Below are 26,773 nucleotides of genomic sequence, written 5' to 3'. Positions count from 1 at the left end.
CTGCCGGTAGCGCGTCCGTGGGGTTTGGTCCGGGCCCGCAGCGACGGTATGGGCGCCCGTGACGCCCGGTGTGCTGGCGTCGCTCCCGGCCGCCCTGCTCCGCCCGGACGGCACCGTCGGGATCGTCGGCCGTTTCTGGGCGCTGTGGCGTCTCGTCGGTGGGTCGCGACTCGACGACGCGGCCCTGAGAAATCCGGCGGCTACTGTTCGTGGAGCGTCACGTCGAGGTCGCCGTCGGCGACGGTCGCGGTCAGCATCGTCGCTCGGTCCGCGGGCGACGCGCCCGTCGCGCTCCCGGGGTTCAAGAGGCGCACGCCGCCGTGGGTCGTGTCCAGCACCTCGTGGGTGTGGCCCGCGACGCCGACGGCGTCCGGTCCCGCCTCCTCCCGAACGATGCCGGCCACCCGGTCCTCGTAGCCGCGGCGCGACCCGGTGCCGTGCGTGACGACGAACGTGACGCCGCCGAGGTCGACCGTCGCCACGTCCGGCAGGCCGATTCTGGGGTCCATGTTCCCGCCCACGGCCGTGAGGCGAGGGACCATCGCCCTGACGTTCGACAGCGCCCCCTCGCTGTCGAAGTCGCCGGCGTGGACGACGTGGTCGACGGCCTCGATGCGCTCGCGAAACGCGTCGGGAATCGCGCTCGCTCGCGAGGGGATGTGCGTGTCGCTGATGAGTGCGACGTCCATAGAAACGGATTCGACGGCCCCGGTGAAAACGGTTCGCCGGTCTGTGTCACTCGGCCGTTTCGGTCGCCGGGATGAGCCCTCCGAGTTCTTCGAGTCGGTCGACGAGGTCGTCGATACCCTCGTTGATAGCCGCCACGCGCTGGTCGATGTCGTCCGCCGGGATCGCCCCCTGTGGCGTCGGATCGATTAGCTCGTCGTCTTCCAGCATCCGCAGCGAGTACCGTACCTTGTGTTCGGGGATGTCCGTCTCCTCAGAGAGCCGAACGATACCGATCGGTCCCTGTTCGATGACGACTTCCAGAATCGCGAGGTCCCTGCTCTCCTTTTCCACCTGATTGGCGAGTCGCTCCATGCCCATTGAGAATCGTACCTACGATTACGTGTGACACTATATAAACGCCTCCGTTGTGGGCGCGTCACTGCCCGTGTCGGTCTCTACGGGTGGCACGTTCTTCCCGTTCGGGGTCCGAAGGTCACGCTCTCGCCATCGCTTCACGGGTCACTCCGTTCCCCGTTCCGCCGAGGGTCTTCGCTCGGCTCAGACCCTCGCTTTCGAGGTGGACCGCTCGCTTCGCTCGCGCCCCACCCTACTCACGGCTCACTATATTCACCGTTCGTACTCCGAGACCGTTCCCTCCGGTCACGCTCTAGCCATCGCTTCACGGGTCACTTCGTTCCCCGTTTCGCCGAGGGTCTTCGCTCCGCTCAGACCCTCGCTACTGCTCGCGGTTCACTCCGGTCACCGCTCGCTTTCGAGGTGGACCGCTCGCTTCGCTCGCGCCCCACCCTACTCCTCTACGGGTGTCCGCCGCAACTCGTCCAGTTGGTCCCTGAGCTTCGACAACTCCGTCTCTAACTCCTCTCGCCGGTCGATGAGCGTACTCAGTTCCTCGGTGTTGACGGAGTAGTCGTTTTCTAAGGCGACGTCGAGGCCGTCGGTCGTCGCCGACGCGAGGTCCGTCGCCACCCGCAACACCTCGCTCGGTGTCCCTCGTGATTCGTACAACTGCTGGTCGCCAGAGAGCGGACTGTACGTGATCATCGGTGACTCGACGGTGTGGTGGTAAGTGACCGTGTAGCTGGTGTCGGTCACCGGGTTTAGCCGGTCCTCCGCTCGCTCCGTGCGCACGATGTTGAACGGTTCGGCGAGCGTCGAGTACGTCTCTGCGAGGTCGCGCAGGCGGTCGGCGGCGGTCACGTCCAGTTGGGCCTCCACGTCGCCGAAGAACTGCCGGGAGGTGGTGAGGCTGAACGCGACGGTGTAGAACACCGACTCGTCGCTGTCGGCGAGGTTCCGGAGACGCTCGCGAACCTCCTCGTGGCGCCCCTCGATGGTCAACTTCTCCAGTTCCTCCAGTAGCGCCCGCACGCCCTCCTCGCGTTCGAGGAACGCCTCGACGATGGCGCCGGGCATCTCCTCGCCGTCCACGTCGTCCATGCTCCCTGTTGGAACGGCGCCACTAAACAGTCTGTCGGCGTCTGACCGTCGTGTTCAGGTAGCGGTATCAGTGTCAGAGCGCCCCGATGCTCTCGGCGCCCGCGACTCGCTGCGCGTTTTGCGTGGGCCGTCGTCGAGGGTCGCTGAGAGTGCGGCCGTACGCCCGTCCGAGCAGCCAGCTTCGGTGGGCCGCTCTGACCGTCTGAACCGCGCTGCTCCGTGATCGTCTCGTCACTACCACCGCCCACCGCGGGTGGGACAAAGCCTATGCCGGACTGCTGTTAGTGTCTGTACGTCCGCCGTCGCGGCGGGCCTATGACAGGGAGAGGGGGAACTCCCCCTCACGCGCCGCAGTTCTCGGCCCGCGTGTATGGTTATACCGTCGCTACCAGTCGTTATCGGTCCTGAGGCCCGCATTTGTCGTCTCGCGTGAGTCGACTCCCTCGCAGTCACACAGCGAACTCGGGACGGGCCGACGAAACGCGCCGCTTGTCGATTTGAGTTCGAAGAAGCGCCCGGAGCGGGATTTGAACCGGAGCCAGACGTGCTCTCCCTCCGGTCGCTGCGCGCGACTGGCAGGGTTCGACTCAGCTCGTCTACGTTTCGACGCTCACGGAGACGAGCACACGCGATGCTCGTCGGAATAGTTCGCGTCAGAAAGCGCCCGGAGCGGGATTTGAACCCGCGTCACGACCGTGACAGGGTCGTATGATGGGCCACTACACCATCCGGGCACGCTGCCTTGCTGCATTCATTCGTATCCCGGTGGTAGTATTAAGGCTTTCCAAAGGAAGGCGCCCTGTTATGGGTACCCGTGACGGGACCCAAACTTCTATATCCGGTCTGGCCGAACTGGCTGGTACGAGAGGCCATCCCACGGCCGCCTGTGTGCGGGCGCTGTGGGGCTCGATAGCTACAGCAGGCCAAGTTGGTAAGTGTTATATGCGTCCCGACAATACCGACCTGTAGTATCTCGTGACAGCCACCTTCTCCAGCAGCAGGCCCCACGCACGCACACACACATGGTAGATGTAAGTCAACACGACCTCGTCCCCGACCACAGCGTCGTCGACGAGGACGACCTCGAGGCAGTGCTCGACGAGTACGACATCAAGAAGACCGACCTCCCGAAGATCAAACGCGCCGACCCGGGACTCCCGGACGACGCGGAGGTCGGCGATGTCATCCGCATCGAACGCGACTCGCGAACGACCGATACGGCAGTCGTCTATCGACTGGTGGTGGAATAATGGACACACAGGACCGACGCGCGATTTCGCGCGAGTATTTCGCGAAGGAACGGCTCGCAGAACATCACTTCCGCTCGTTCAACGCCTTCCTCGACCGAGGGATGCAACAGGTCGTCGACGAGAAAGAGACCATCGACACCGACATCGGCGACAAGGAGGGACAGGAACCGGTGTGGGTCGAACTCGGCGACGTCCGCGTCGTCACCCCCCGAGTGCGGGAAGCCGACGGGAGCGAGGAACTGCTCTACCCGCAGGAGGCCCGACTCCGGAACATCACCTACTCCGCGCCGGTGTTCATGGAGATGGCCATCGTCCGCGGCGGCGAGGAAGAACCCGAGGAAGTCGTCGACCGGACCGAGACCAAGATCGGGCGCATGCCCATCATGGTCGGATCGAACAAGTGTAACATCGCCGGCTTCTCCGACGAGGAACTCATCGACATCGGCGAGGACCCCGCCGACCCCGGCGGCTACTTCTGTGTCAACGGCTCCGAGCGAGTCCTGATGACCAGCGAGGACCTCGCGCCGAACAAGATTCTCGCGGAGTACGACACCAAGTACGGCGACGAAGTGCAGGTCGCTAAGACGTTCTCCCAGCGCCGTGGCTACCGCGCACTCGTTCTCTGTGAGCGCACCCGCGACGGCCTGCTGGAAGTCTCTTTCCCGTCTGTCTCCGGCAGCATCGACTTCGTGACGCTCGTGCGCGCGCTGGGCCTGGAATCCGACGAGGAGATCGTCCACCGCGTCTCCGAGGACCCGGAAATCGTGAAGTTCATGCTCGAAAACCTCGAGGAAGCCGAGGTCCAGACGACCGAGGAAGCCATCGAGACGCTCGGTCAGCGCGTCGCCTCCGGGCAGGGCAAGAACTACCAGCTCAAACGCGCCAACTACGTCATCGACCGCTACCTCCTGCCACACCTCCACGAGGAGGGCGTCGACGAGGAAGAGGTCCGCATCAACAAGGCGTACTACCTCTGCCGGATGGCCGAGGCCTGCTTCGAACTCGCCCTCGAACGGCGCGAGTCCGACGACAAGGACCACTACGCCAACAAGCGGCTGAAGGTAAGCGGCGACCTGATGACCGACCTGTTCCGGACGGCGCTGAACAAGCTCGCCCGGGACGTGAAGTACCAGCTCGAACGCGCGAACATGCGGAACCGACAGCTCTCTGTCTCCACTGTCGTCCGCTCGGACGTGCTGACCGAACGACTCGAACACCCCATCGCGACGGGGAACTGGGTCGGTGGCCGCTCCGGTGTCTCCCAACTGGTCGACCGGACCGACTTCATGGGGGTTCTCTCACACCTCCGACGGTTGCGCTCGCCACTCTCGCGCTCGCAACCGCACTTCGAAGCGCGTGACCTGCACGCGACCCAGTGGGGTCGCATCTGTCCCTCCGAGACGCCGGAGGGACCGAACTGTGGGCTGGTGAAGAACTTCGCGCAGGCGATGGAGCTCTCACAGGACGTCGAAGACGCACAGGGTCTCAAACAGGAACTCGCAGATATGGGGGTCCAGGGCATCCCCGGTATCGAATCCATCCAACAGCAGCCCGCGGACGACTAACATGAGTCAGGGACGAGAAGCCAAGGTATACGTCAACGGTAGTTTGGTCGGGACACATCCCGACCCCGAACAGCTCGCAGATCAGGTCCGACAGGCGCGACGCCGGGGAGACGTCTCCCAGATGGTCAACGTCTCGGTCAAGGACCGAACCGACGAGGTCATCATCAACGCCGACGCTGGCCGCGCCCGCCGACCACTGCTCGTCGTCGAAGACGGCGAACCGCTGATGTCCGACGAGGAGGTCGAGCAGGTCAAGAACGGCGACCTCGAGTTCGAGGAGCTCGTCGAGCGCGGCATGGTCGAGTTCATCGACGCCGAGGAGGAGGAGGACATCCTCGTCGGCGTCGACGAGAGCGAACTCACCGAGAACCACACCCACCTCGAAGTCGACCCGCAACTGATGTTCGGTATCGGTGCGGGGATGATTCCGTACCCCGAACACAACGCTTCGCCCCGGATTACGATGGGGTCGGGGATGATCAAGCAGTCGCTGGGCCTGCCGAGCGCGAACTACCGCATTCGCCCGGACACCCGCCAGCACCTGCTGCACTACCCGCAGCTCTCGATGGTCAAGACCCAGACCACCGAACAGATCGGCTACGACGACCGGCCGGCGGCACAGAACTTCGTCGTCGCCGTCATGAGCTACGAGGGGTTCAACATCGAGGACGCACTCGTGATGAACAAGGGGTCGGTCGACCGCGCGCTCGCCCGGTCGCACTTCTTCCGGACCTACGAGGGCGAGGAACGGCGCTACCCCGGCGGACAGGAGGACCGCTTCGAGATGCCCGACGACGAGGTCCGCGGCGCTCGCGGCGAGGAAGCGTACACGCACTTAGACGACGACGGCCTCGTCAACCCGGAGACGGACGTCGGCGAGAACGCCGTCTTGCTGGGGAAGACGTCGCCGCCCCGGTTCCTCGAAGAACCGGACGACATGGGCGGGCTCTCCCCCCAGAAACGTCGAGAGACGAGCGTCACGATGCGCTCCGGTGAGTCCGGCGTCGTCGACACCGTCACGCTCATGGAGGGCGAAGACGGCTCGAAGCTCTCGAAGGTGTCCGTGCGCGACGAGCGTATCCCCGAACTCGGGGACAAGTTCGCCAGCCGGCACGGCCAGAAGGGCGTCGTCGGTCACATCGCACCGCAGGAGGACATGCCCTTCACCGAGGAGGGCGTCGTGCCGGACCTCATCATCAACCCGCACGCGCTCCCCTCGCGCATGACCGTCGGCCACATCCTCGAGATGATCGGCGGGAAGGTCGGCGCACTCGAAGGCCGCCGTGTCGACGGCACCGCCTTCACCGGCGAGGACGAGGACGAACTCCGCGGGTCGCTCGAAGCCCACGGCTTCGACTCAAGCGGCAAGGAGACGATGTACTCCGGGGTCACTGGCGAGAAGATTGAAGCCGACATCTTCGTCGGGGACATCTTCTACCAGAAGCTCTACCACATGGTCTCGAACAAACTGCACGCCCGTTCGCGCGGGCCGGTGCAGGTGCTTACCCGCCAGCCCACCGAGGGGCGCGCCCGCGAGGGTGGCCTCCGCGTGGGTGAGATGGAGCGGGACGTGCTCATCGGGCACGGCGCGGCGATGGCGCTCAAAGAGCGCTTGCTGGACGAGTCCGACCGCGAGTGGATCAACGTCTGCGGTGAGTGTGGCATGACCGCCGTCGAGAACGTCGAACAACGGCGCATCTACTGCCCGAACTGCGAGGAGGAGACGGACATCCACGAGGTGGAGATGTCCTACGCGTTCAAGCTTCTGCTCGACGAGATGAAGGCACTCGGCATCGCTCCGCGAATCGAACTGGAGGACGCAGTCTAGCATGAGTTCCCAACAGACACCACAGGAAATCGGTCAGCTCAGTTTCGGGCTGATGGACCCCGAGGAGTACCGAGAGATGTCGGCCACGAAGGTCATCACGGCCGACACCTACGACGACGACGGCTTCCCCATCGACATGGGGCTGATGGACCCGCGACTGGGCGTCATCGACCCCGGACTGGAGTGTAAGACCTGTGGGAAACACAGCGGGTCCTGTAACGGCCACTTCGGCCACATCGAACTCGCCGCCCCGGTCATCCACGTCGGGTTCGCGAAGCTCATTCGACGGCTCCTGCGCGGTACCTGCCGTGAGTGTTCGCGGCTCTGTCTCGACGAGGGCGAACGCGAGGAGTTCAGCGACCAACTCCAGCGCTCGCGTGACCTCGGTCGTGACCTCAACGACGTGACGAAGGCCGCCATCCGACAGGCTCGCAAGAAGGACCGCTGTCCGTTCTGTGGCGAGAAGCAGTACGACATCAAACACGAGAAGCCGACGACCTACTACGAGGTCCAGCAGGTTCTGGCCGCGGACTACCCCGACCGCATCGCCGAGGCGATGGAGGAGTCCGACGAACGCATCGCACCGACGGACCTCGCAGAGGAGACCGGCATCGACAGCGGGCGCGTACAAGAGATTCTAAGCGGCGAGTTCCGCCCGCGACAGGACGACCGCCGCGCACTGGAGAAGGCGCTCTCGGTCGACCTGACCGAGGAGGACATGAACAAGCTGATGCCCAGCGACATCCGGGACTGGTTCGAGGACATCCCGGACGAGGACATCGAAGTGCTCGGGATGAACCCCGAGCGATCCCGTCCCGAGTGGATGATTCTGACGGTGCTGCCGGTGCCGCCGGTCACCGCTCGCCCCTCGATTACGCTCGACAACGGCCAGCGCTCCGAGGACGACCTCACCCACAAGCTGGTCGACATCATCCGTATCAACCAGCGGTTCATGGAGAACCGCGAGGCGGGTGCGCCCCAACTCATCATCGAGGACCTCTGGGAACTCCTGCAGTACCACGTCACCACGTTCATGGACAACGAGATCTCGGGCACGCCACCGGCTCGACACCGCTCCGGTCGGCCCCTGAAGACCCTCTCCCAGCGGCTGAAGGGCAAGGAAGGTCGCTTCCGTGGCTCGCTGTCCGGGAAGCGCGTCAACTTCTCTGCGCGTACCGTCATCTCGCCCGACCCGACCCTCTCGCTGAACGAGGTCGGCGTCCCAGAACGCGTCGCTCGCGAGATGACCCAGACGATGAACGTCAACGAGCGGAACCTCGACAACGCTCGTCGCTACGTCGCCAACGGCCCCGAGGGTCACCCCGGCGCCAACTACGTCCGACGACCGGACGGCCGCCGACTCAAGGTGACCGAGAAGAACTGCGAGGAACTGGCCGAGAAGGTCGAACCCGGCTGGGAAGTGTCCCGGCATCTCGTGGACGGTGACATCATCATCTTCAACCGGCAGCCGTCGCTGCACCGGATGTCCATCATGGCCCACGAAGTGGTCGTGATGCCGTACAAGACGTTCCGGCTGAACACCGTCGTCTGCCCGCCGTACAACGCCGACTTCGACGGCGACGAGATGAACATGCACGCCCTGCAAAACGAGGAGGCCCGGGCCGAGGCCCGCGTCCTCATGCGCGTGCAGGAACAGATGCTCTCGCCGCGCTTCGGTGAGAACATCATCGGCGCGATTCAGGACCACATCAGCGGGACCTATCTGCTGACTCACACCAACCCGCAGTTCAACGAGACGCAGGCGCTGGACCTCCTGCGTGCGACCCGCATCGACGAACTGCCTGAGGCAGACGGCGTCGACGACACCGGCGAGGCGTACTGGACCGGCCGCACGCTGTTCTCGGAACTGCTGCCGGACGACCTCAACCTCGAGTTTACGTCCTCGGCCGGCGACACCGTCACCATCGAGGACGGCGAGATGACCTCCGGGACCATCGACGAGGACGCCGTCGGCGCGTTCGGCGGCGAAGTCGTCGACACCATCGCGAAGGACTACTCGAAGACGCGTGCCCGCATCCTCGTCAACGAAGTGTCGGCGCTGGCGATGCGCTCTATCATGCACTTCGGGTTCTCTATCGGTATCGACGACGAGTCGATTCCGCGACCGGCCGAAGAGCAGATCAACGACGCCATCGACAACGCCTACGACCGCGTCGAGGAACTCATCGAGACCTACGAGCGCGGTGACCTCGAATCCCTGCCGGGCCGGACCGTCGACGAGACCCTAGAGATGAAGATCATGCAGACGCTCGGCAAGGCGCGTGACTCTGCCGGTGACATCGCCGAAGACCACTTCGACGACGACAACCCGGCCGTCGTGATGGCCGAGTCCGGCGCGCGTGGGTCGATGCTGAACCTGACCCAGATGGCCGGCTGTGTCGGTCAGCAGGCAGTCCGCGGCGAGCGTATCAACCGTGGCTACGAGAACCGTACTCTCTCGCACTTCGAGGAGGGTGACCTCTCGGCGGACGCCCACGGCTTCGTGGAAGCTTCCTACCGCTCGGGCCTCTCGCCGAAGGAGTTCTTCTTCCACGCCATGGGTGGTCGCGAGGGGCTGGTCGACACGGCAGTCCGGACCTCGAAGTCCGGGTACCTCCAGCGCCGTCTCATCAACGCGCTCTCCGAACTGGAGACCCAGTACGACGGCACCGTCCGGGACACCTCGGACACCATCGTCCAGTTCGAGTTCGGCGAGGACGGCACGTCGCCGGTCGACGTCTCTTCCAGTCAGGACGAGGCCGCCGTCGACGTCGAGCAGATCGCCGACAGCGTCCTCAACGAGGAGTTCGAGAGCGAGAAACAGAAAGAGAGCTTCCTCGGGCAGCGCACCGAGCGGACAAACCTCTCGGAACACGCCGACGACTGGTGGATGGCCGAGGGTGATGACTAACCATGGTATCCGAAGACATCGAGGCCGTCGTCGAGGACACTGAACTCCCGCGACGGCTGAAAGACGACGTGTACAGCACGATAGAAGCCAAGGGCGTCGGCGTCGAGGACGCCGACCGCATCGCGAAGGCCGTCGAGTCCCGCTACATGGACACGCGTGTCGACCCGCTCGACCCGGTCGGGACCGTCTCGGCCCAGTCCATCGGGGAACCGGGGACCCAGATGACGATGAACACGTTCCACTACGCGGGGGTCGCCGAAATCGACGTCACGCAGGGGCTGCCGCGCCTCATCGAACTGGTGGACGCCCGGAAGACGCCGGACACGCCGATGATGACCGTCCATTTGGACGAGGAGTACGCCGACGACCGCGAGCGCGCACACGAGGTCGTCTGGAAGATAGAGGCCACACGCATCCTCGCGCTGGGTGACATCTCGACGAACGTCGCGGACATGCTCGTCCAGATCGACCTGAACGAGGACACGCTGCTGGAACGCTGGCCGACCGTGAACGACACGGAGGCCATCGCCGAGGAGATCGCCGAGACCATCGAGTCGAATCTCGGCGTCCAGACCCGACAGGCCGGCACCGTCATCGAGTTCGGCCCCGAGGAGCCGAGCTACCGGGACCTCCTCCAACTGGTCGAGGAACTGCGCGACATCGTCTTCAAGGGCATCGAGGAGATCTCCCGCGTCGTCATCCGCAAGGAGGAGACCGACAACGGCGAGGAGTTCGTCCTCTACACCGAGGGGTCGGACTTCGGCGAGGTGCTGGGCATCGAGGGCGTCGACGCCTCCCGCACCACGTGTAACAACATCCACGAGATCTACCGGAGCCTCGGCGTCGAAGCGGCCCGCGAGACGCTCATCAACGAGACGATGAACACCCTCGAAGAGCAGGGGCTGGACGACGTGAACGTCCGGCACCTGATGCTGGTCGCGGACATCATGACCAACGAGGGGACCATCGAGTCCATCGGCCGCCACGGCATCTCCGGATCGAAAGACTCCGTACTCGCGCGTGCGGCGTTCGAGGTCACCGTCAACCACCTGCTCGACGCCGCCATCCACGGCGAGGTCGACGAACTCGACGGCGTCACCGAGAACGTCATCGTCGGCAAGCCCATCAAACTGGGCACCGGCGACGTCGACCTCCGCATGGGCACCAGTCAGGACTGATGCGGGTCGAAATCTCGGACGAAGCGCGCCGACTGGTCGCCCTCTTCGAGGACGAGGCCGACGTCACCGTCCGGGATTGCGTCGTCGACGAGGACCACGACCAGATCGTCTACCTCGTCAAACACGGCCAGATGGCCGACGCCATCGGCCCCGGCGGACAGACGGTCGAAGCCGTCGAAGCGCAACTCGGTCGCGACGTGAAACTGGTCGAGGACGCCGAGACGGCGGAGAACTTCGTCGCGAACGCGCTGGCTCCGGCGGCGGTGTACAACGTCACCGTCTCGGAGAACGACGACACCGTCGCCTACGTCGAGGTCGCACAGGAGGACCGCGGCGCGGCCATCGGCCGCGAGGGTCGCAACATCGACGCCGCACGGATGCTTGCGAAACGGCATTTCGAGATCGACGGCATCGAACTGACCTGAGCGACGACCGGTTCTTTTAGTCGTCGTCCTCGCCCTCGCCGTTGGCGGCGACTTCGGGGTCGAACACGTCGGTATCGCTCCCGTGGTGTTGCCCGGTCTCGACGTCGAACTGCGTGAGGAGTTCACGGAGGTCCGTCGCCTGTGCCGACAGCGATTCGATGCTCGTGGTCACCTCGTTGATCGTCGCGGTCTGTTCTTCCGCGGCGGCGGCGACGTCCTCGGCTTGACTGGCGGTCTCTTCGCTGATGGAGCCGACTTCGTCGACCATCGCGACCGTCTCCTCGGTGGCGCTGGCCTGTTCGTCGGTCGCGTCGTTGATGGACTGGATGCCGTCGTTGACGTTCTCGACCCGGTCGACGATAGTCTCCAGCGATTCGATGGCGTCGTCTACGGTGTCGATGCCTTCGGTGATGCTGTCGCCCATCTCCTGGATGTCCGAGACGGCCTCGTCGGTCGAGTCCTGTACGTCGGTGATGACCGCAGACACCTCGTCGGTGGCCTCGCCGGTCTCTTCGGCGAGTTGCTTTATCTCGTCGGCGACGACGGCGAACCCGGACCCGGCCTCGCCGGCACGGGCGGCCTCGATAGAGGCGTTCAGCGCGAGCATGTTCGTCTGCTCGGCGATGTCGTCGATGAGGTCGACCACCTCGCCGATGTGGGCCATCTCCTCGTCGAGTGCCTCCACGCGGGCGATCGTCTCGTCGGCCCGGCGCTCGATATCGTTCATGACCGACATGGCCTCGCCGGCACGTTCGCTTCCGGTCTCACCGACGTCGGCGGCCTCCTCGGTGGTGCCGGCCACCTCGTTGGCCTGTGCGGCGACCTCTTCGATGGTCGCAGAGAGGTTCGACATCTCGTTGGCGGCCTGCTGGAGGTTCTCGTGTTGGCGGTCGGCTCCGCCTGCGATCTCCTGGACGGACTCGCTGACTTCCTCGCTCGCGTCCCGAACCTCGGTGGCGCTCGCCGTTATCTGGTCGGCGGAGCCGTCGACCTCGGTAGCGAACTCCCGGATGTGGACGACGGTCTGGCTCAGTTCGGTGAGCATGTCGTTGAACGCCCGCGCTATCTCGTCCATCGCATCGGTGCCCGTCTCGGTGTCGAGGCGCTGGCTCAGGTCGCCGTCGGCGGCCCGGCGCATCACGGCCGAGAACTCCTCGGCTTGCTGTTCCAGCGAGGTCGCCAGTTCTTCGGCCTCCCGCTGTGCATCCTCGGCGTCGGCCTTCGCGTCTTCTATCTCCGAGATGAAGCGCTGGAGGTCGGTCCGCATCGCGTCCAGGGACTCGCCGAGGCGTCCCGGAACGTCTTCTTCGAGGACCGGGTCGTCGAACTCCTGTCTGGAGAGTGCGTCGGCCTGCGAGGCGACGGTTCCCAGATAGGACTGGATGTCGGTAAACGCCCGCTCGACCTGCCCGATTTCGTCGAGTCGGTCGCTCGTCTCGCTGGCCTCGTTGATACGACCGGCGGCCAACGCCTCGGCGCGGTCGGCGACCCGGGTCAGCGAGCGTCGGATGTCGCGGCCGACGACCGCTCCGAAGACGACGAATCCGACCAGTGCGAGGCCGATAAGCGCGAACAGATCTCGTTCGACCTGGTTACGGAGGGCGTAGACGTTCTCGCTCGGGGCACTCTTGACGACGACCCAGTCGGTGCCCTCGACGGGCGCGTAGCTGAGTACTCGGTCGCCGGCCTGCATGACGCCGGTGCCCCCGCTGGCACCCGCCTCGACGGCGGCCGCGCCGTACTCGCCGTCGTACCAACTGAAGATGCGCGACTGATTGTCGGCGAAGACGATTTCGTTCCGGCCGGTACCGGACTCGACGACCATCGTCTCGCTCCCGTCGATAGAGTTACTGAACGCTTGTGACCGCTTGCTCACGTTGTAGAAGACGACGGTGAGAGACTCGCTCTCCGGGACGGTACTCGCGAACGCGATGTAGAAGTGACCGTCGTGACGGAACACGCGCGACTGGGCGACGTCGTCGGCGTCCTCGAAGACGAGGGTGCCCCGCCGCCACGCCACGCCGAAGTCGCTCAGCGTCTGGTCGCGGTAGGCGTCGACCGTGCTTCGCTCGATGCGGTTGGTCGCCGACGAGACGTAGTTGATAGCGTGGACGGAGCCATCGAGACGTTGCTTTTCGTTCTCGAAGGTCCCCTGTGCTCGCGTCGCGGTCGCGCCGGCGACGTAGTAGTGATTCGAGAGGAGCCTCGTCGTCCGTTCCTGTCGTTCGAGCCAGTCGGACATCGACTGGGCCTCTTGTTGTGTCGTCGTCGAGAGTTCGCCTTCGCGTTGCTCGGTGAGTTCGGCGGCGATGGTGCTCTGGGCGACGAGGCCGGCGCTCGTGACCACCACCGCGATGACGGCGACGGCGAGTGCGAACTTCCGGAGGTAGCTCTGCCGAACGGCGTCAGGGAGGAGTTTCGCACTATTCATGGGTCTGTGTCGGATTCTTTTGCGGCCATATTCGATTGTGTACGTTGCCCCTACTTTTCTAAAGGGAACTGTAAAGGCTACTCCCCGGTTATCAACAACAAATATCGGGGCTGACGGTGTGACCGGTTCACGTGGGGGAGACCGCCTCAGGCGGGCGGTACGGCGCCGACAAAAGAGGAGTCTTAAGTACCTCGGCAGGATAACGATGCCTACTATGGCAAACGGCAAATACGCCGCGCGCAAACTCAAGAAGGACCGCCAGAAGCACCGGTGGTCCGACTCTGACTACGCGCGCCGCGAACGCGGACTCGGCAAGAAGTCCGACCCGCTCGAGGGCGCGCCGCAGGGTCGAGGCATCGTACTGGAGAAGGTGGGCATCGAAGCGAAACAGCCCAACTCAGCGATTCGGAAATGTGTGCGTGTTCAGCTCATCAAGAACGGCAAGCAGGTCACTGCGTTCTGTCCCGGTGACGGCGCTATCTCCTTCATCGACGAGCACGACGAGGTCACCATCGCCGGTATCGGTGGGGCGAAGGGTCGTGCGATGGGCGACCTCTCCGGTGTCAACTACAAGGTCGAGAAGGTCAACGGCGTCTCCATGATCGAACTCGTCCGCGGCAACGCCGAGAAACCGGTCCGATAATCATGAGCGAGGAAGAACAACCCGAACCCGACGCACCCGCCGGCACAGACGAGGAAGAGACGGCCCGCGCCGAACTGTTCGGTACGTGGTCGGTCACCGACATCGAGTACACCGACCCCTCGACCGAGCGCTACATCACCGTGACGCCCATCGCCCACACGATGGGTCGCCACGCGGACAAGCAGTTCAAGAAGTCCGAGATCAGCGTCGTCGAGCGTCTCATCAACCGCCTGATGCAGACCGACGAGAACACCGGCAAGAAGCAACTGGCCACCTCCATCGTGCAGGACGCCTTCGACATCGTCCACGAGCGCACGGAGGAGAACCCGGTGCAGGTGCTCGTCCGCGCCGTCGAGAACAGCGCCCCCCGAGAGGAGACCGTCCGCCTGAAGTACGGTGGCATCTCCGTCCCGAAGGCCGTCGACGTCGCCCCCCAGCGCCGCGTCGATCAGGCCCTGAAGTACCTCGCAGAGGGCGTCTACGGGAGCACGTACAAGACGACCACCAGCGCTGCCGAGGCACTCGCCCAGCAGCTCATCGGTGCCGCCAACGACGACGTCCAGACGTACGCCGTCAACCAGAAAGAGGAAAAAGAGCGCGTCGCGGCCGCCGCTCGCTAATCTGACCGACTGTCTTTCTCGATTTTCTCGCCCGCTCAGCCGCGGCGTCGCCGTCTGGCTCGTCGGTTCGCTAGTCGGTCCGAGACGCGCCCGACCGCCACGCACGAGGCCGTCAACCGTCGGTTATATTCTGGTTGACGAGAGAGGATAGCGCATGTCACAACAGCACGAGTCGGTCGAACTGGTCGGCGAGGAGACGGTCAAGCACTTCACGACGGCTGTCCTCGTCGCGGCGCTGACGGCGGCGCTCTCCCAGGTGTCGATACCGATTCCGGGGCCGCTGCCACCGTTCTCGCTCCAGCCGTTCGGGATGTTCTTCGCGGGCCTCCTCCTCGGACCGCTCTGGGGTGGGTTCGCGCTGACGCTGTACATTCTCGTCGGTATCGCCGGGGTGCCGGTGTTCTCGAACGGCAATGCCGGACTGGGGTACGTCCTCGTCGGACAGGGAACCGGCGGCTTCCTCGTCGGCTTTCTCGTCGGCGCCGTCGTCGCCGGTGCCATCGTCCACCGGGGCGTCGAACCGCGTTCCCTCTCTTCGGTGTCCGTTCCCGTTCAACTCACGGGCCTGTTCGCGGCGCTCGTCGTCGTGTACGCCATCGGTGTCCCGTGGCTCTCCGCTGTCACCGGTTTCCCGCTCCCGCGTGCCGCCGGGGTGATGGCGCCGTACGTCCCGCTCGACCTGCTGAAACTCGGTATCGCCGTCGCCATCGTCGAGGGGGGCTACCTCGTACGGCGATGATAGCGGTTCGGGACCTCACCTTCCGGTACGACGACCGGATCGTCCTCGACGACGTGTCGCTCTCGATTCCCGAGGGCCAGTTCTGTCTGCTCGTCGGCCCCAACGGGAGCGGGAAGACGACGCTCGTCCGCCACCTCAACGCGCTGTTGACTCCCGACAGCGGGGCGGTCGAAGTCGACGGGACCGACGTGAGCGAGGCGCCGGTAGTCGCACGGACGACCGTCGGCATGGTGTTCCAGCATCCTCGCGACCAGTTCGTCGCGGCGACGGTCGGCGCCGACGTGGCCTTCGGTCCGGAGAACCTCGGCCTCGACAGGGCCGAGATAGACAGGCGCGTCGAGGACGCGCTCGCGGCCGTGGGGCTGGACGGCCGGGCCGACGAACGACTCGACGAACTCTCCGGCGGCGAACAGGCGCGTGCGGCCATCGCGGGCGCGCTCGCGATGGATCCCGACTATCTCGTGTTGGACGAACCGCTGGCGGGGCTGGACTGGCCGGCCCGTGAGCGCGTCCTCTCACATCTCGATTCGCTCTACGCCGACGGTACCGCGCTCCTCGTCGTGACCCACGACCTGCGTGACCTCCACGAACGGGCCGACCGCGTCGTCGGGATGCGGGCGGGACGGGTCGCCCTCGACGACGACCCCGAGACGGCGCTCGACGACCTCGCGGCCCTCGGCGTGCGTGACCCGCGATGCTGAGCTACCGACCCGGCGATACGTTCGCCCATCGGCTGGACCCCCGGTCGAAACTACTGGTCCAGTTCGGCCTCGCCGTCGCCGTCGTCGCCCACCCGACGGTGCCGTGGCTCGCCGGCGCGACGGTGCTGGGCCTGCTAGCGGCCGCGACGGCGAGACTCTCGCCGCTGGCCGTCGTCCGGTCGTACCGGGTCGTCCTCGTGGTGCTGGCACTCGCGCCGCTGCTCGCCGGCGTCACGCTGGGGCCGCCGTGGTTTCGGGTCGACCCGGCGCTTCGCTCGGCACGTCTCGTCGCTCGGGTCGTTCCCGTCCTGTTCGTAAGCGCCGCCTACCTGCGGAGTACGCCGGTCCGGGAGACGCGTGCGGCGGTCCAGCGTCTCGTCCCGGGGAAAGCCGGGCAGTTGCTCGGCGTCGGCACGGCGCTGGTCGTTCGCCTGTTCCCCGTCGTCCTCGTCGACGTTCGCGAGATTCGCGACGCGATACGGGCCCGCGGTGGCGAGCGTCGCCCGCCGTGGGAGCGGGCGCGATTGCTCGTCGTCCGGTCACTGGAACGGACCCTCGCTCGCTCCGACCGACTCGGCGTCGCGCTTCGGGCGCGCTGTTTCGCGTGGAACCCGACGCTCCCGCCCCTCGCGTTCGCTCGGGCCGACTACCCGGTGCTGGCGCTGGGGCTGGCACTGGCGCTCTCGCCGGTGCTGACACGCTTCTAGTCGGCGGCGCGACCGCTCTCGTCGCTGGCGTACGCTCTGGTCACGTCGACCAGCGCCTTGCGGAACTCCGACTCGTCGGGGTCCGGCGCGAGCGACTCGAAATGGCGCTTGAACTCCACGAGGTCGACGTCGGCGGCGTCGTGTGCGGCCGCGTGTGCGAGGTCGTACAGTCGGTGGCCGTCGGCCACGAGGCCGTGGCGCTCACAGAGCGCCAGCGCGAAGGCGGCATTGACCGCCGTGATGTCCGGGTCCGCGGCGGGCGTGAGACGGGTCGCTGCATCGCTCGCTCGCCGATGCCGGGGTGGGGCGGCCATACTCCCCCACCCGCGCATCTCGGCCGGGCGGTCGGCGACTGCGGCCGCCAGACTCGCCTCGAGGAAGCCGACGAGTTTGTCGCCCGGCGCCATCGCCATCCAGACGTCGTCGGCGTAGACGTCTTTCATGTGGTTCGCGATCTGATAGCAGTGAATCAGCTTCCGCCGTTCGACCGAGCGTCCGGCGAGTGCGAGGTAGATGGCCTCCTCGGTCGATTGCGTGTGTGAGGGATGACCCCGTTCGTAGTGGTGCATGTGTGCGAACTCGTGGAGTGCGAGTTCGCGGGCCATCGCACTCGTCGCGGCCTTCCGTGAGATCGTCAGTCGATGGCTGTCGTCGTCGTGACTCACGCGGGTCCGTTCGTCCGGGTCCGCTTCCACCCGTACTGTCACCGGGCGGTCGAGGTCGTACTCGGTCGAGAAGAGGTTCCGCGCGCTGAGAAACGGTTCCGCCGGCCCACTCCGTACGTGGACGTCCATGTGTGTTGTTCACACTCGGCGAGAACGTATGGCTCTTGTGGCGATCCGCACACCGTTTTTCCCTATCCGGGTGCTCGGCTCGGCGGTCCGACGTCCCTGCCGTCTCCCGAGTGCTACGTTCGCGTGCGAATAGCACGCTCACACGGAAACACTATCCTTTTGACCCTCCTGTGGATACGCTTCTGTATAATGGGCCGACGTAAGAAAATCGTTCAAGAATGTGAGACACTGATGGACGACCCGGAGCACATCCGGAACATCGCCATCGCCGCTCACGTCGACCACGGCAAGACGACGCTGACGGACAACCTGCTCGCCGGTGCGGGCATGATCTCCGACGATACGGCTGGCCAGCAACTGGCCATGGACACGGAGGAAGACGAGCAGGAACGTGGGATCACCATCGACGCCGCGAACGTCTCGATGACCCACGAGTACGAGGACCAGAACCACCTCATCAACCTCATCGACACCCCCGGCCACGTCGACTTCGGTGGCGACGTGACCCGTGCGATGCGTGCCGTCGACGGCGCGCTCGTCGTGGTAGACGCCGTCGAAGGCGCCATGCCCCAGACGGAGACGGTTCTCCGGCAGGCACTCCGCGAGGGCGTCAAGCCGACGCTGTTCATCAACAAGGTCGACCGCCTCATCTCCGAACTGCAGGAAGGTCCCGAAGAGATGCAACAGCGTCTTCTCGCGGTCATCCAGGACGTCAACGAGCTCATCCGCGGGATGACCGAGGAGATGGACGACGTCGAGGACTGGACCGTCTCCGTCGAGGAGGGGACCGTCGGCTTCGGGTCTGCCCTCTACAAGTGGGGCGTCTCGATGCCGTCGATGCAGCGCACCGGGATGGACTTCGGTGAGATCATGGAACTGGAGCGCAACGACAAGCGTCAGGAACTCCACGACCGCACGCCGCTGTCGGACGTCGTCCTCGACATGGTGTGTGAACACTTCCCGAACCCCGTCGACGCCCAGCCGATGCGTATCCCGCGCATCTGGCGTGGCGACGCCGAGTCCGAACTCGCCGAGCAGATGCGACTAGTCGACGAGGACGGCGAGGTCGTCCTGATGGTCACCGACATCGGCGTCGACCCCCACGCCGGCGAGATCGCCGCCGGCCGCGTCTTCTCCGGCACGCTGGAGAAAGGCCAGGAGCTGTACGTCTCCGGGACCGCGGGCAAGAACCGCATCCAGAGCGTCGGCATCTACATGGGTGGCGAGCGCGAGGAAGTCGAGCGAGTACCCGCCGGCAACATCGCCGCCGTCACCGGTCTGAAGGACGCCATCGCCGGCTCCACGGTGTCCTCCATCGAGATGACCCCCTTCGAGTCCATCGAACACATCTCGGAGCCGGTCATCACGAAGTCCGTCGAGGCACAGAACATGGACGACCTGCCGAAGCTCATCCAGACGCTCCAGCAGGTCGCGAAGGAGGACCCGACCATCCAGATCGAGATCAACGAGGACACCGGCGAACACCTCATCTCCGGGCAGGGCGAACTCCACCTGGAGGTCATCGGGCAGCGCATCGAGCGCAACCAGGGCATCCCCATCAACACCGGGGAACCGATCGTCGTCTATCGCGAGGCGCCCCAGAGCGAGTCCCGCGAGGTCGAGGGTCGCTCGCCGAACAACCACAACCGGTTCTACATCACCGTCGAACCGCTCAGCGACGACATCGTCGAGACCATCAAGCTCGGCGAGGCGTCGATGGACATGCCCGAACTGGAGCGCCGCGAGGCGCTGCAGGAGGCCGGCATGGACAAGGACGACTCCCAGAACATCGAGCACATCCACGGGACCAACATCCTGCTCGACGAGACGAAGGGTATCCAGCACCTCAACGAGACGATGGAACTGGTCATCGAGGGGCTCGAAGAGGCCCTCGACGACGGCCCCCTCGCCGCGGAGCCGGTCCAGGGGTCCCTCCTGCGTCTCCACGACGCCCGTCTCCACGAGGACGCCATCCACCGCGGTCCGGCCCAGGTCATTCCGGCCGTGCGTGAGGCCGTCCACAACGCCCTCATCGACGCGGACATCAAACTGCTGGAGCCGATTCAGCAGGTCCGCATCGACGTGCCCAACGAACACATGGGCGCCGCCTCCGGCGAGATTCAGGGTCGCCGTGGCCGCGTCGACGACATGTACCAGGAAGGGGACCTGATGGTCGTCGAGGGCGTCGCGCCCGTCGACGAGATGATCGGGTTCTCCTCTGACATCCGCTCGGCCACCGAGGGTCGTGCCTCCTGGAACACGGAGAACGCCGGCTTCCAGGTCATGGCCGACAACCTCCAGCCCGAGAAGATCACCGAGATTCGAGAGCGCAAGGGCATGAAGACGGAACTGCCCGCCGCCATCGACTACTTCTAACTCACTCTTTCTGTCCGCTGAGAGGGCACGCGGCGCTCTCTCGGACGACTTCGAGCGACGTTCGAGACCCGCCTCCGGCAGTGACTATCCGGACCCGGGAGTGACACTCACGAAGCGTGGAGCGCGAGACCGGTGTCGGTCGGCTAGAGCGAACTACGTCGGCCGGATCGCGTGGCGTTCGACCCCGGTGATCTCGAATCGAGTGCCGCGGAACCCGTCGGCGCGGTGCGCTTCTATCCCTCTGTGTCTTCTCGCAGCCTGTCGATTCGGTCGCCAAGCGTGGGTGACTTCGACAGCGGGTTCGGGATGCGCCGTCGACTCGGTTCGAGACTGTGAAAGGAGGCGTAGCGTTCGAGCGCGACGGCGAGCGTCTCGTTACCGACCCGTTCGGCGGCGTACTCGTCGGCGGCGTCCACCCCTCGGCGCGTGAACCAGAGGCCACAGAGGAGCGTCCCGACAGCGCCAGCCAGCAGCGGAAGCATCGGGCCGTCGAGGCTCAACAGCAGCAATACCGCCATTGCAACCACTGTTCCGAGCAACCGGGTGAGGACGTTCGCGTCGACCCGGCCGGCCTGTACCGCGAGCAGGGCTGTCGCGGTGTCGTCGTCGAAGGCGTCGCGGAACGCGTCGCTGACGAACAGGCGACGGTACCCCGGCGGTCCGCGGACGATGGCGTTGGCCGTCTCCGCGTCTCCGGTTTCGAGTATCCGGGTATCGCGGACGTCGAGACCGGCCCGCGACCGGAGGCGTTCGAGACGGTCGCCCGCCTCGTCGTCGGGACGGCGCGTCGAACGCAACAGCGGGACGTACCACGGTGCGCCGAAGTAGAGGACGACGACGAACGCAGCGAGGCCGGCGACGAGTACGAGCACCGAGTCGCCGTGCCTGAACGCGGTGAAAAACACGGTGAGAAGCACGCTCACACCGACGACGTACCGTAGCATCTGTGCGACCGCTCGTCGTGTCGTGAGACCGATGTCCCTGACCGTTCGAACACCGCGGACCGTCGGCGCGTAGGCGGCGACGGCGACGACGCCCGCAGCGACGGTCTCGACGAAGGCGGCCGCTGCCGTCACGAGGGGGCCAGACTGTGTCCCGAACAGCGGCGCGACGACGGCAGGTCCCAGTCCGAGTGCGCCGAGGACGACGTACGAGACGACCGCGAAGGGCAACAGTACGATACCGTAGAACAACCGGTACTTTCCGACCGGGTTCGAGAGGCGGCGGACGACGGCGCTCCCCATCGCGCCGAGGGCGGCCCCGGCGACGGCGAGGACGACCGTACCGACGAGCGGCGGTCCGAGTGCGGGTGGTGACGACTGGAGGGCGAGCATATGGGTCCCCCCACGGCGCACCGGCAAAACGGTGGCGTCTCGTGACCTACGCACCGGTGGCCCCTACGTTTAGGCCACTGCACGGCCAACCGACTGGTATGCCGAACCGACTCCATCAGGCCGTCGATCTCCTCGTCGCTGCGCTCGTCGCCGGGACCTCGACGTTCCTCTGGCAGCTAGTCGTCTCGCCGGCGATAGCGCTCTGGATATCGACGCTGTTTGCGGCCATCTACTACTTCTCGCGGAACCCGTGGGGCTCTCCGCGCGGCGAGGAGTACAACGAGTGGATCGACGACCTCTACGACCGGTACTTGCCCTGACACCGCCGACCAAACGGACGGTTTCTTATACGTGCCCCTGCTGAGTCTCCCACAATGAGCGGTACTACTCCACAGGAGGTGAGCGGGCGATGAGCGACTCGACCGACGAGGTTCGGTCCTACACACTGCGGCTCGAACTGGTCGACGAACCGGGCGAGCTGCTGCGGGCGCTCGAACCCATCGCCAACAACGGCGGGAACCTCCTCTCTATCTTCCACGAGCGGGGCAACGTCACGCCCCGCGGGCACATCCCCGTGGAGGTCGACCTAGAGGCGACCCCCGAGCGATTCGAGGGCATCGTCGACGCCGTTCGGGACGCCGGCATCAACGTCATCCAGGCCGGTGCCGAACGCTACAGCGAGACGCTGACGGTCGTCCTCTCGGGACATCTCATCAACACGGACCTCTCGGATACGCTCTCGCGCATCCAGGAATCGACGAACGCCACGGTGACCGACCTCTCGCTGTCTGCCCCCGAGGGGACCGAGGACGCCTCCAGCGCACGCATCCGACTGGCGACCGAACAGGGCGCCGCCGACGGCGTGATGGAGACGGTCCGTGCCCTCGCGGCCGAGAAGGACTTACGCGTCATCGAACCGCTCGCGGCCGGAGGTGACCTATGAGACTCGCCGTCCTCGGTGCCGGTGCGGTCGGCTCCTCGGTCGCCGAACTGGCGGCCGGCTACGGCCACACGGTCACGGCCTACGCGGACTCCCAGAGTGCCGCCGTCGACCCGGACGGCATCGACGTGGCTGGCGCTATCGACCGGAAAGCGACCGACGGCATCGTCGGCGACGCCACCCCCGAGGACGCCCTCGACGGCGCCTACGACGTGCTCGTCGAGGCGACGCCGACGACGCTGGGCGACGCCCAACCCGGCTTCGGTCACGTCGAGGCCGCGCTCGAACGCGACCGCCACGTCGTGCTGGCGAACAAGGGCCCCGTCGCCGAGCGTTACGCGGACGTGCGCGCACTCGAACGTGAGAGCGCGGGGACGGTGCTGTTCGAGGCGACCGTCGGCGGTGCGATGCCGGTCCTCTCGACTATCGACGACTTCGACCCCGAACACATCAACGCGGTCCGAGGCGTCCTCAACGGCACGGCGAACTTCATCCTCTCGCGGATGAGCGCCGAGGGACTGGGCTACGAACACGTGCTGGCGGAGGCCCAGGACCTCGGCGTCGCCGAGGCCGACCCGACCTTCGACGTCGACGGCACCGACGCCGCACTCAAGGGCGTCATCGTCGCCAACGTCCTCTCGGACGACGACAGCGAGTACACGCTCGAAGACGCCGACGTCGAGGGCATCGAGGACATCGAGGGGAGCGCCCTCGAACTGGCCGCCGAAGACGGGCGGACGGTGCGGCTCATCGCCGAAGTGGCCGACGGCGAGGTCCGGGTCGGCCCGCGACTCGTCCCCGAGAACGCACCGCTGGCCCCGACGGGCACGCGCAACATCGTCCAGCTAGAGACCGAACACGCCGGCCGACTCAACATCTCCGGGCGCGGTGCCGGTGGCCCCGAGACGGCGAGTGCCGTCCTCGCGGACGTGGGTCGCCTGCCCGACCTGTAGGAAGCGCGGTTTCGTGGCGCGCCGGTACTCCTACCCAGACTCTGTCAGCATTTTCACACACTGTCCGGCAGCAACTCTCAACTTTATACGCGACTGACGATACGAAACCAGGGGCTGTGCAGTCTTCACGGACGTGCACTGACTGCCCAAACGACAGGCGGTCGGTGAGACCGGGTGCAGGCCCCGTTGCGTGACACCGCGTCCCAAATCGCCAGACAGCGCGGTTCTCGCCCGCGATTGCTTTCGAAATCGTTTTATGAACCACCGGCCAAAGACTCCGATATAGCGCCCCTGCGCGTGAGAATCAACAATGAGCGACGAACAACACCAGAACCTGGCCATCATCGGCCACGTCGACCACGGTAAGAGCACGCTCGTCGGCCGACTCCTCTACGAGACAGGATCGGTACCGGAGCACGTCATCGAACAGCACAAGGAAGAGGCCGAGGAGAAGGGCAAGGGCGGCTTCGAGTTCGCCTACGTCATGGACAACCTCGCCGAAGAGCGAGAGCGTGGTGTCACCATCGACATCGCCCACCAGGAGTTCAGCACGGACGCCTACGACTTCACCATCGTCGACTGTCCGGGCCACCGCGACTTCGTGAAGAACATGATCACGGGCGCGAGCCAGGCCGACAACGCCGTGCTCGTCGTCGCCGCTGACGACGGCGTTCAGCCGCAGACTCAGGAACACGTCTTCCTGGCCCGTACGCTGGGCATCGGCGAACTCATCGTCGCCGTCAACAAGATGGACCTCGTCGACTACAGCGAGTCCGACTACAAGCAGACCGTCGAAGAGGTCAAGGACCTCCTCAACCAGGTCCGCTTCGACACGGAGAACGCCTCGTTCATCCCGATCTCGGCTTTCGAAGGCGACAACATCGCCGAGGAGTCCGACAACACGGGCTGGTACGACGGCGACATCCTGCTGACCGCCCTCAACAACCTGCCGGCTCCGGAGCCGCCGACGGACGCGCCGCTCCGCCTGCCGATCCAGGACGTCTACACCATCTCCGGCATCGGTACGGTCCCGGTCGGCCGTGTCGAGACGGGTATCCTCAACACCGGCGACAACGTCAGCTTCCAGCCGTCTGACGTCGCCGGCGAGGTCAAGACCGTCGAGATGCACCACGAGGAAGTCCCGAAGGCAGAGCCCGGTGACAACGTCGGGTTCAACGTCCGTGGCGTCGGCAAGGACGACATCCGTCGTGGTGACGTCTGTGGTCCCGCCGAGGACCCGCCTTCGGTCGCCGAGACCTTCCAGGCCCAGATCGTCGTGATGCAGCACCCGTCGGTCATCACCGAAGGGTACACGCCGGTCTTCCACGCCCACACCGCACAGGTCGCCTGTACCGTCGAGTCCATCGACAAGAAGATCGACCCGTCCTCCGGCGAAGTCGCCGAGGAGAACCCGGACTTCATCCAGAACGGCGACGCCGCAGTCGTCACGGTCCGACCCCAGAAGCCGCTCAGCATCGAGCCGTCTTCCGAGATTCCGGAGCTCGGTTCGTTCGCTATCCGCGACATGGGTCAGACCATCGCCGCTGGGAAGGTCCTCAGCGTCAACGAGCGATAACACATGTCCCAACAGGCACGCGTTCGGCTCGCGGGTACGAGCCCCGAGGACCTCGACGACATCTGCGCCGACGTGCGGGAGATAGCGGAGAAGACCGGCGTCGAACTGTCCGGTCCGGTTCCGCTCCCGACGAAGACGCTCGAGGTTCCCACCCGGAAGTCCCCCGACGGTGAGGGGACGGCCACGTGGGAACACTGGGAGATGCGGGTCCACAAGCGGCTCATCGACATCGATGCCGACGAACGGGCGCTGCGCCAGCTGATGCGCATCCAGGTGCCCAACGACGTCTCCATCGAGATCGTCCTCGAGGACTAACCCGACCGGTCGTCCTCGAGTACGGCACCCGCCCCGAATCGCACGCCGGGACACACCCCACACACCGTGTGAATCGCTATCGAAGTTCGCCCTCACGCGCAGGGTTTATACTACCCCGCGTTCGAGTGGCAGACGACGCGGGCTCGTAGATCAGTGGCAGATCGCTTCCTTCGCAAGGAAGAGGCCCCGGGTTCAAATCCCGGCGAGTCCACTTCTACCATACACCAGTTACGTCCATTAGGACGACAGCCGCAATCGAGGCGTCGTGAATTCGTTACGCTCCGTGACGGACACGGTTTCGTGAGTACCACCTGCATAGCGAGTCCGCTCGGCGGCAAGGTTTTGGCAGATGCGTCTGCAAAGCGTCTGTCCATCTCCGACGCGGATACCGCGGCAGGCGACGACGGATCGGAGATGGTCCGAATCAACCTCCATCTCAGCGAGGGATTCCTCGAAGACACTGATCGACTTGGAACGAACAGGGTCCCGGAGTGAGTTCCATCGGGGCGCCGCACGAGATGCGGTGAAACGCCCAGCATTCTCTCACGAGGGGTGAAAGTAGGTCACCGCCAGCGAACACGAACTGCGAGTGACGAAGAGTTGGTGTCACGCGAGGCAGTCGTCGAGATGATGGACCGAGACGCAAGTGCCGATGACGAGTGGACGTGGAAGTTCACGACCCGCGCGGCCGACCAGTTCGACTCGCTCGACCCGCGCGTGCAGGACCGTATCGTCTCGAAATTGGACGCGATCGTCGCCTCAGAGTGGCGTGAGCCCGACGACTGCCTCGAACCACCGACCGGCGGTCCGTTCTCGAAACTCCGCGTCGGACCGTACCGACCCGCCCGTACGCTCGGCTGGGGCGGGTCGATGTCCCGGATTTCCGCCGCTCAAATACTCGGCAGCTAGATGCGGTCCCTGCTGTCTTTGGGTTTATATTCCACGACGTTTCTCAGTTGGTTCTCAAATGAGTGTGTAACCCNCAGCACAGGGCGGGCTCGAGACGAGTCATTTATATGTACCCCTCCCATCGGATATGATGCGAAGGTCGCCCCGGGCCGCCCGGGTCGACACGGCCGGTCGTCGACGCGGCGACCGGTCGCTCGTAGAAGGCTGCTCGACGCGAGTACCCTTCGACCCCATGAGGATTCCACCCCTGCGGTCCGCCGTCAAGATGGAATCTGATGTGAGCCCACGGACCCATACAGTAGTCACCACTGACGTAGGAGTCAGTGGGTTACGCTTCCGACGGAGTGCAACCACTTCCGCCGCTGACTTTGTCAGCACATTCCGGTTGATCCTGCCGGAGGCCATTGCTATCGGAGTCCGATTTAGCCATGCTAGTCGCACGAACTTAGAT

The 26,773-nt window shown here is 65.3% G+C and carries 25 protein-coding genes, 2 tRNA genes and 1 rRNA gene; 21 read left to right on the top strand and 7 right to left on the bottom strand.

The window, feature by feature from the left end; genetic code table 11:
* Window positions 1-200 precede the first annotated feature (200 nt).
* The 4 genes from IEY28_RS14655 to IEY28_RS14640 form a co-directional block, all read right to left on the bottom strand.
* A complete protein-coding gene (locus IEY28_RS14655; RefSeq protein ID WP_188999283.1) occupies window positions 201-689 on the bottom strand; it encodes a metallophosphoesterase family protein in 489 nt (162 codons plus the stop codon).
* Window positions 690-735: 46 nt separating this feature from the next.
* Window positions 736-1,041: a winged helix-turn-helix transcriptional regulator gene (locus tag IEY28_RS14650; protein WP_188999280.1), complete on the bottom strand. Its 306-nt coding sequence runs from the start codon at window positions 1,039-1,041 to the stop codon at window positions 736-738.
* A gap of 435 nt (window positions 1,042-1,476) precedes the next feature.
* Complete coding sequence (locus IEY28_RS14645) at window positions 1,477-2,127, bottom strand: hypothetical protein (RefSeq protein ID WP_188999277.1); 651 nt, start codon at window positions 2,125-2,127, stop codon at window positions 1,477-1,479.
* A 661-nt stretch (window positions 2,128-2,788) separates the two neighbouring features.
* Window positions 2,789-2,861: transfer RNA gene (locus IEY28_RS14640), tRNA-Asp, on the bottom strand.
* Window positions 2,862-3,149: 288 nt separating this feature from the next.
* On the opposite strand from IEY28_RS14640, the gene IEY28_RS14635 reads away from it, so the two are divergent.
* Genes IEY28_RS14635 through IEY28_RS14610 form a run of 6 tightly spaced genes read left to right on the top strand, consistent with a single transcriptional unit; the run spans window position 3,150 to window position 11,284 of the window.
* Entirely contained in the window at window positions 3,150-3,377 is a 228-nt protein-coding gene (locus IEY28_RS14635; protein ID WP_166968171.1) for a DNA-directed RNA polymerase subunit H, read from the top strand.
* Window positions 3,377-4,942 carry a DNA-directed RNA polymerase subunit B'' gene (locus tag IEY28_RS14630; protein WP_188999274.1) on the top strand — a complete coding sequence of 522 codons (1,566 nt, stop codon included), beginning with the start codon at window positions 3,377-3,379 and terminating at the stop codon, window positions 4,940-4,942. Before IEY28_RS14635 ends, IEY28_RS14630 begins: the two co-directional genes overlap by 1 nt.
* Before the next feature lies 1 nt (window position 4,943).
* Window positions 4,944-6,770 carry a DNA-directed RNA polymerase subunit B gene (gene rpoB, locus IEY28_RS14625; RefSeq protein WP_188999271.1) on the top strand — a complete coding sequence of 609 codons (1,827 nt, stop codon included), beginning with the start codon at window positions 4,944-4,946 and terminating at the stop codon, window positions 6,768-6,770.
* A 1-nt stretch (window position 6,771) separates the two neighbouring features.
* A complete protein-coding gene (locus tag IEY28_RS14620; protein ID WP_188999268.1) occupies window positions 6,772-9,681 on the top strand; it encodes a DNA-directed RNA polymerase subunit A' in 2,910 nt (969 codons plus the stop codon).
* Window positions 9,682-9,683: 2 nt separating this feature from the next.
* The gene (gene rpoA2 / locus IEY28_RS14615; protein WP_188999265.1) at window positions 9,684-10,859 is read left to right on the top strand and encodes a DNA-directed RNA polymerase subunit A''; all 1,176 of its coding nucleotides are present in this window, start codon (window positions 9,684-9,686) and stop codon (window positions 10,857-10,859) included.
* Complete coding sequence (locus tag IEY28_RS14610) at window positions 10,859-11,284, top strand: NusA-like transcription termination signal-binding factor (protein ID WP_188999258.1); 426 nt, start codon at window positions 10,859-10,861, stop codon at window positions 11,282-11,284. Before rpoA2 ends, IEY28_RS14610 begins: the two co-directional genes overlap by 1 nt.
* A gap of 16 nt (window positions 11,285-11,300) precedes the next feature.
* Here IEY28_RS14610 and IEY28_RS14605 read toward each other — a convergent pair whose 3' ends face one another.
* Window positions 11,301-13,715: a methyl-accepting chemotaxis protein gene (locus tag IEY28_RS14605; protein WP_188999253.1), complete on the bottom strand. Its 2,415-nt coding sequence runs from the start codon at window positions 13,713-13,715 to the stop codon at window positions 11,301-11,303.
* Between the two features lie 214 nt (window positions 13,716-13,929).
* Here IEY28_RS14605 and IEY28_RS14600 point away from each other — a divergent pair, with 214 nt between their 5' ends.
* The 5 genes from IEY28_RS14600 to IEY28_RS14580 all read left to right on the top strand — a co-directional run bounded on the left by IEY28_RS14600 (window position 13,930) and on the right by IEY28_RS14580 (window position 17,125).
* Window positions 13,930-14,358, top strand: a complete 429-nt coding sequence (locus IEY28_RS14600; protein WP_135305350.1) for a 30S ribosomal protein S12 — start codon at window positions 13,930-13,932, stop codon at window positions 14,356-14,358.
* A 2-nt stretch (window positions 14,359-14,360) separates the two neighbouring features.
* Window positions 14,361-14,978 (top strand): 30S ribosomal protein S7, encoded by a 618-nt coding sequence (locus IEY28_RS14595; RefSeq protein WP_188999249.1) that lies wholly within the window; start codon window positions 14,361-14,363, stop codon window positions 14,976-14,978.
* A gap of 154 nt (window positions 14,979-15,132) precedes the next feature.
* Complete coding sequence (locus IEY28_RS14590) at window positions 15,133-15,717, top strand: biotin transporter BioY (RefSeq protein ID WP_188999246.1); 585 nt, start codon at window positions 15,133-15,135, stop codon at window positions 15,715-15,717.
* The gene (locus tag IEY28_RS14585) at window positions 15,714-16,418 is read left to right on the top strand and encodes an energy-coupling factor ABC transporter ATP-binding protein (RefSeq protein ID WP_188999243.1); all 705 of its coding nucleotides are present in this window, start codon (window positions 15,714-15,716) and stop codon (window positions 16,416-16,418) included. Before IEY28_RS14590 ends, IEY28_RS14585 begins: the two co-directional genes overlap by 4 nt.
* The gene (locus tag IEY28_RS14580) at window positions 16,412-17,125 is read left to right on the top strand and encodes an energy-coupling factor transporter transmembrane component T family protein (RefSeq protein ID WP_188999240.1); all 714 of its coding nucleotides are present in this window, start codon (window positions 16,412-16,414) and stop codon (window positions 17,123-17,125) included. Before IEY28_RS14585 ends, IEY28_RS14580 begins: the two co-directional genes overlap by 7 nt.
* On the opposite strand, the gene IEY28_RS14575 is transcribed toward IEY28_RS14580, so the two are convergent.
* Window positions 17,122-17,919, bottom strand: coding sequence for a DUF5781 family protein (locus tag IEY28_RS14575; RefSeq protein ID WP_188999237.1), 798 nt, complete (start codon window positions 17,917-17,919; stop codon window positions 17,122-17,124). The two genes, IEY28_RS14580 and IEY28_RS14575, sit on opposite strands and share 4 nt — an antisense overlap.
* A 189-nt stretch (window positions 17,920-18,108) precedes the next feature.
* On the opposite strand from IEY28_RS14575, the gene IEY28_RS14570 reads away from it, so the two are divergent.
* On the top strand, window positions 18,109-20,295 hold the full coding sequence (locus IEY28_RS14570; protein ID WP_188999233.1) for an elongation factor EF-2: 2,187 nt from the start codon (window positions 18,109-18,111) through the stop codon (window positions 20,293-20,295).
* 233 nt (window positions 20,296-20,528) lie between these two features.
* Here the strand turns inward: IEY28_RS14570 and IEY28_RS14565 are convergent, their stop codons facing one another.
* The gene (locus tag IEY28_RS14565) at window positions 20,529-21,629 is read right to left on the bottom strand and encodes a peptidase (RefSeq protein WP_188999227.1); all 1,101 of its coding nucleotides are present in this window, start codon (window positions 21,627-21,629) and stop codon (window positions 20,529-20,531) included.
* A 98-nt stretch (window positions 21,630-21,727) separates the two neighbouring features.
* Here IEY28_RS14565 and IEY28_RS14560 point away from each other — a divergent pair, with 98 nt between their 5' ends.
* The 9 genes from IEY28_RS14560 to IEY28_RS14520 all read left to right on the top strand — a co-directional run.
* A complete protein-coding gene (locus IEY28_RS14560) occupies window positions 21,728-21,949 on the top strand; it encodes a hypothetical protein (RefSeq protein WP_188999223.1) in 222 nt (73 codons plus the stop codon).
* A gap of 89 nt (window positions 21,950-22,038) precedes the next feature.
* Window positions 22,039-22,572, top strand: coding sequence for an amino acid-binding protein (locus IEY28_RS14555; protein WP_188999220.1), 534 nt, complete (start codon window positions 22,039-22,041; stop codon window positions 22,570-22,572).
* The gene (locus IEY28_RS14550; protein ID WP_188999216.1) at window positions 22,569-23,522 is read left to right on the top strand and encodes a homoserine dehydrogenase; all 954 of its coding nucleotides are present in this window, start codon (window positions 22,569-22,571) and stop codon (window positions 23,520-23,522) included. Before IEY28_RS14555 ends, IEY28_RS14550 begins: the two co-directional genes overlap by 4 nt.
* Window positions 23,523-23,832: 310 nt before the next feature.
* Entirely contained in the window at window positions 23,833-25,098 is a 1,266-nt protein-coding gene (gene tuf, locus IEY28_RS14545; RefSeq protein ID WP_188999213.1) for a translation elongation factor EF-1 subunit alpha, read from the top strand.
* Between the two features lie 3 nt (window positions 25,099-25,101).
* Window positions 25,102-25,413 carry a 30S ribosomal protein S10 gene (gene rpsJ, locus IEY28_RS14540; RefSeq protein WP_135305362.1) on the top strand — a complete coding sequence of 104 codons (312 nt, stop codon included), beginning with the start codon at window positions 25,102-25,104 and terminating at the stop codon, window positions 25,411-25,413.
* Window positions 25,414-25,552: 139 nt separating this feature from the next.
* A tRNA-Ala gene (locus IEY28_RS14535) sits at window positions 25,553-25,624 on the top strand.
* An 89-nt stretch (window positions 25,625-25,713) separates the two neighbouring features.
* On the top strand, window positions 25,714-25,908 hold the full coding sequence (locus IEY28_RS20685) for a hypothetical protein (protein WP_229783152.1): 195 nt from the start codon (window positions 25,714-25,716) through the stop codon (window positions 25,906-25,908).
* A gap of 135 nt (window positions 25,909-26,043) precedes the next feature.
* The gene (locus IEY28_RS14525) at window positions 26,044-26,322 is read left to right on the top strand and encodes a type II toxin-antitoxin system RelE family toxin (protein WP_420842335.1); all 279 of its coding nucleotides are present in this window, start codon (window positions 26,044-26,046) and stop codon (window positions 26,320-26,322) included.
* A 378-nt stretch (window positions 26,323-26,700) separates the two neighbouring features.
* Window positions 26,701-26,773: ribosomal RNA gene (locus IEY28_RS14520) — 16S ribosomal RNA — on the top strand; the annotation flags it as partial.

It is taken from the genome of Haloarcula pellucida (genome assembly GCF_014647235.1).
Classification (GTDB): Archaea; Halobacteriota; Halobacteria; order Halobacteriales; family Haloarculaceae; genus Haloarcula; species Haloarcula pellucida.
Note: the sequence above shows the minus strand (reverse complement) of the source record. Positions and strands in the feature narration are given on the sequence as shown.

Excerpts from the sequence above, each read along its gene's own strand:
- IEY28_RS14525 (WP_420842335.1), top strand. The coding sequence starts at position 26,044 with ATGGACCGAGACGCAAGTGCCGATGACGAGTGGACGTGGAAGTTCACG.
- rpoA2 (WP_188999265.1), top strand. The coding sequence starts at position 9,684 with ATGGTATCCGAAGACATCGAGGCCGTCGTCGAGGACACTGAACTCCCG.
- IEY28_RS14650 (WP_188999280.1), bottom strand. The coding sequence starts at position 1,041 with ATGGAGCGACTCGCCAATCAGGTGGAAAAGGAGAGCAGGGACCTCGCG.
- IEY28_RS14575 (WP_188999237.1), bottom strand. The coding sequence starts at position 17,919 with ATGGACGTCCACGTACGGAGTGGGCCGGCGGAACCGTTTCTCAGCGCG.
- IEY28_RS14610 (WP_188999258.1), top strand. The coding sequence starts at position 10,859 with ATGCGGGTCGAAATCTCGGACGAAGCGCGCCGACTGGTCGCCCTCTTC.
- IEY28_RS14600 (WP_135305350.1), top strand. The coding sequence starts at position 13,930 with ATGGCAAACGGCAAATACGCCGCGCGCAAACTCAAGAAGGACCGCCAG.
- IEY28_RS14550 (WP_188999216.1), top strand. The coding sequence starts at position 22,569 with ATGAGACTCGCCGTCCTCGGTGCCGGTGCGGTCGGCTCCTCGGTCGCC.
- IEY28_RS14585 (WP_188999243.1), top strand. The coding sequence starts at position 15,714 with ATGATAGCGGTTCGGGACCTCACCTTCCGGTACGACGACCGGATCGTC.
- IEY28_RS14605 (WP_188999253.1), bottom strand. The coding sequence starts at position 13,715 with ATGAATAGTGCGAAACTCCTCCCTGACGCCGTTCGGCAGAGCTACCTC.
- IEY28_RS14580 (WP_188999240.1), top strand. The coding sequence starts at position 16,412 with ATGCTGAGCTACCGACCCGGCGATACGTTCGCCCATCGGCTGGACCCC.
- IEY28_RS14590 (WP_188999246.1), top strand. The coding sequence starts at position 15,133 with ATGTCACAACAGCACGAGTCGGTCGAACTGGTCGGCGAGGAGACGGTC.
- IEY28_RS14565 (WP_188999227.1), bottom strand. The coding sequence starts at position 21,629 with ATGCTCGCCCTCCAGTCGTCACCACCCGCACTCGGACCGCCGCTCGTC.
- rpsJ (WP_135305362.1), top strand. The coding sequence starts at position 25,102 with ATGTCCCAACAGGCACGCGTTCGGCTCGCGGGTACGAGCCCCGAGGAC.
- IEY28_RS14630 (WP_188999274.1), top strand. The coding sequence starts at position 3,377 with ATGGACACACAGGACCGACGCGCGATTTCGCGCGAGTATTTCGCGAAG.
- IEY28_RS14645 (WP_188999277.1), bottom strand. The coding sequence starts at position 2,127 with ATGGACGACGTGGACGGCGAGGAGATGCCCGGCGCCATCGTCGAGGCG.
- IEY28_RS14620 (WP_188999268.1), top strand. The coding sequence starts at position 6,772 with ATGAGTTCCCAACAGACACCACAGGAAATCGGTCAGCTCAGTTTCGGG.
- IEY28_RS14595 (WP_188999249.1), top strand. The coding sequence starts at position 14,361 with ATGAGCGAGGAAGAACAACCCGAACCCGACGCACCCGCCGGCACAGAC.
- IEY28_RS14555 (WP_188999220.1), top strand. The coding sequence starts at position 22,039 with ATGAGCGACTCGACCGACGAGGTTCGGTCCTACACACTGCGGCTCGAA.
- IEY28_RS14570 (WP_188999233.1), top strand. The coding sequence starts at position 18,109 with ATGGGCCGACGTAAGAAAATCGTTCAAGAATGTGAGACACTGATGGAC.
- tuf (WP_188999213.1), top strand. The coding sequence starts at position 23,833 with ATGAGCGACGAACAACACCAGAACCTGGCCATCATCGGCCACGTCGAC.
- rpoB (WP_188999271.1), top strand. The coding sequence starts at position 4,944 with ATGAGTCAGGGACGAGAAGCCAAGGTATACGTCAACGGTAGTTTGGTC.
- IEY28_RS14655 (WP_188999283.1), bottom strand. The coding sequence starts at position 689 with ATGGACGTCGCACTCATCAGCGACACGCACATCCCCTCGCGAGCGAGC.
- IEY28_RS14560 (WP_188999223.1), top strand. The coding sequence starts at position 21,728 with ATGCCGAACCGACTCCATCAGGCCGTCGATCTCCTCGTCGCTGCGCTC.
- IEY28_RS14635 (WP_166968171.1), top strand. The coding sequence starts at position 3,150 with ATGGTAGATGTAAGTCAACACGACCTCGTCCCCGACCACAGCGTCGTC.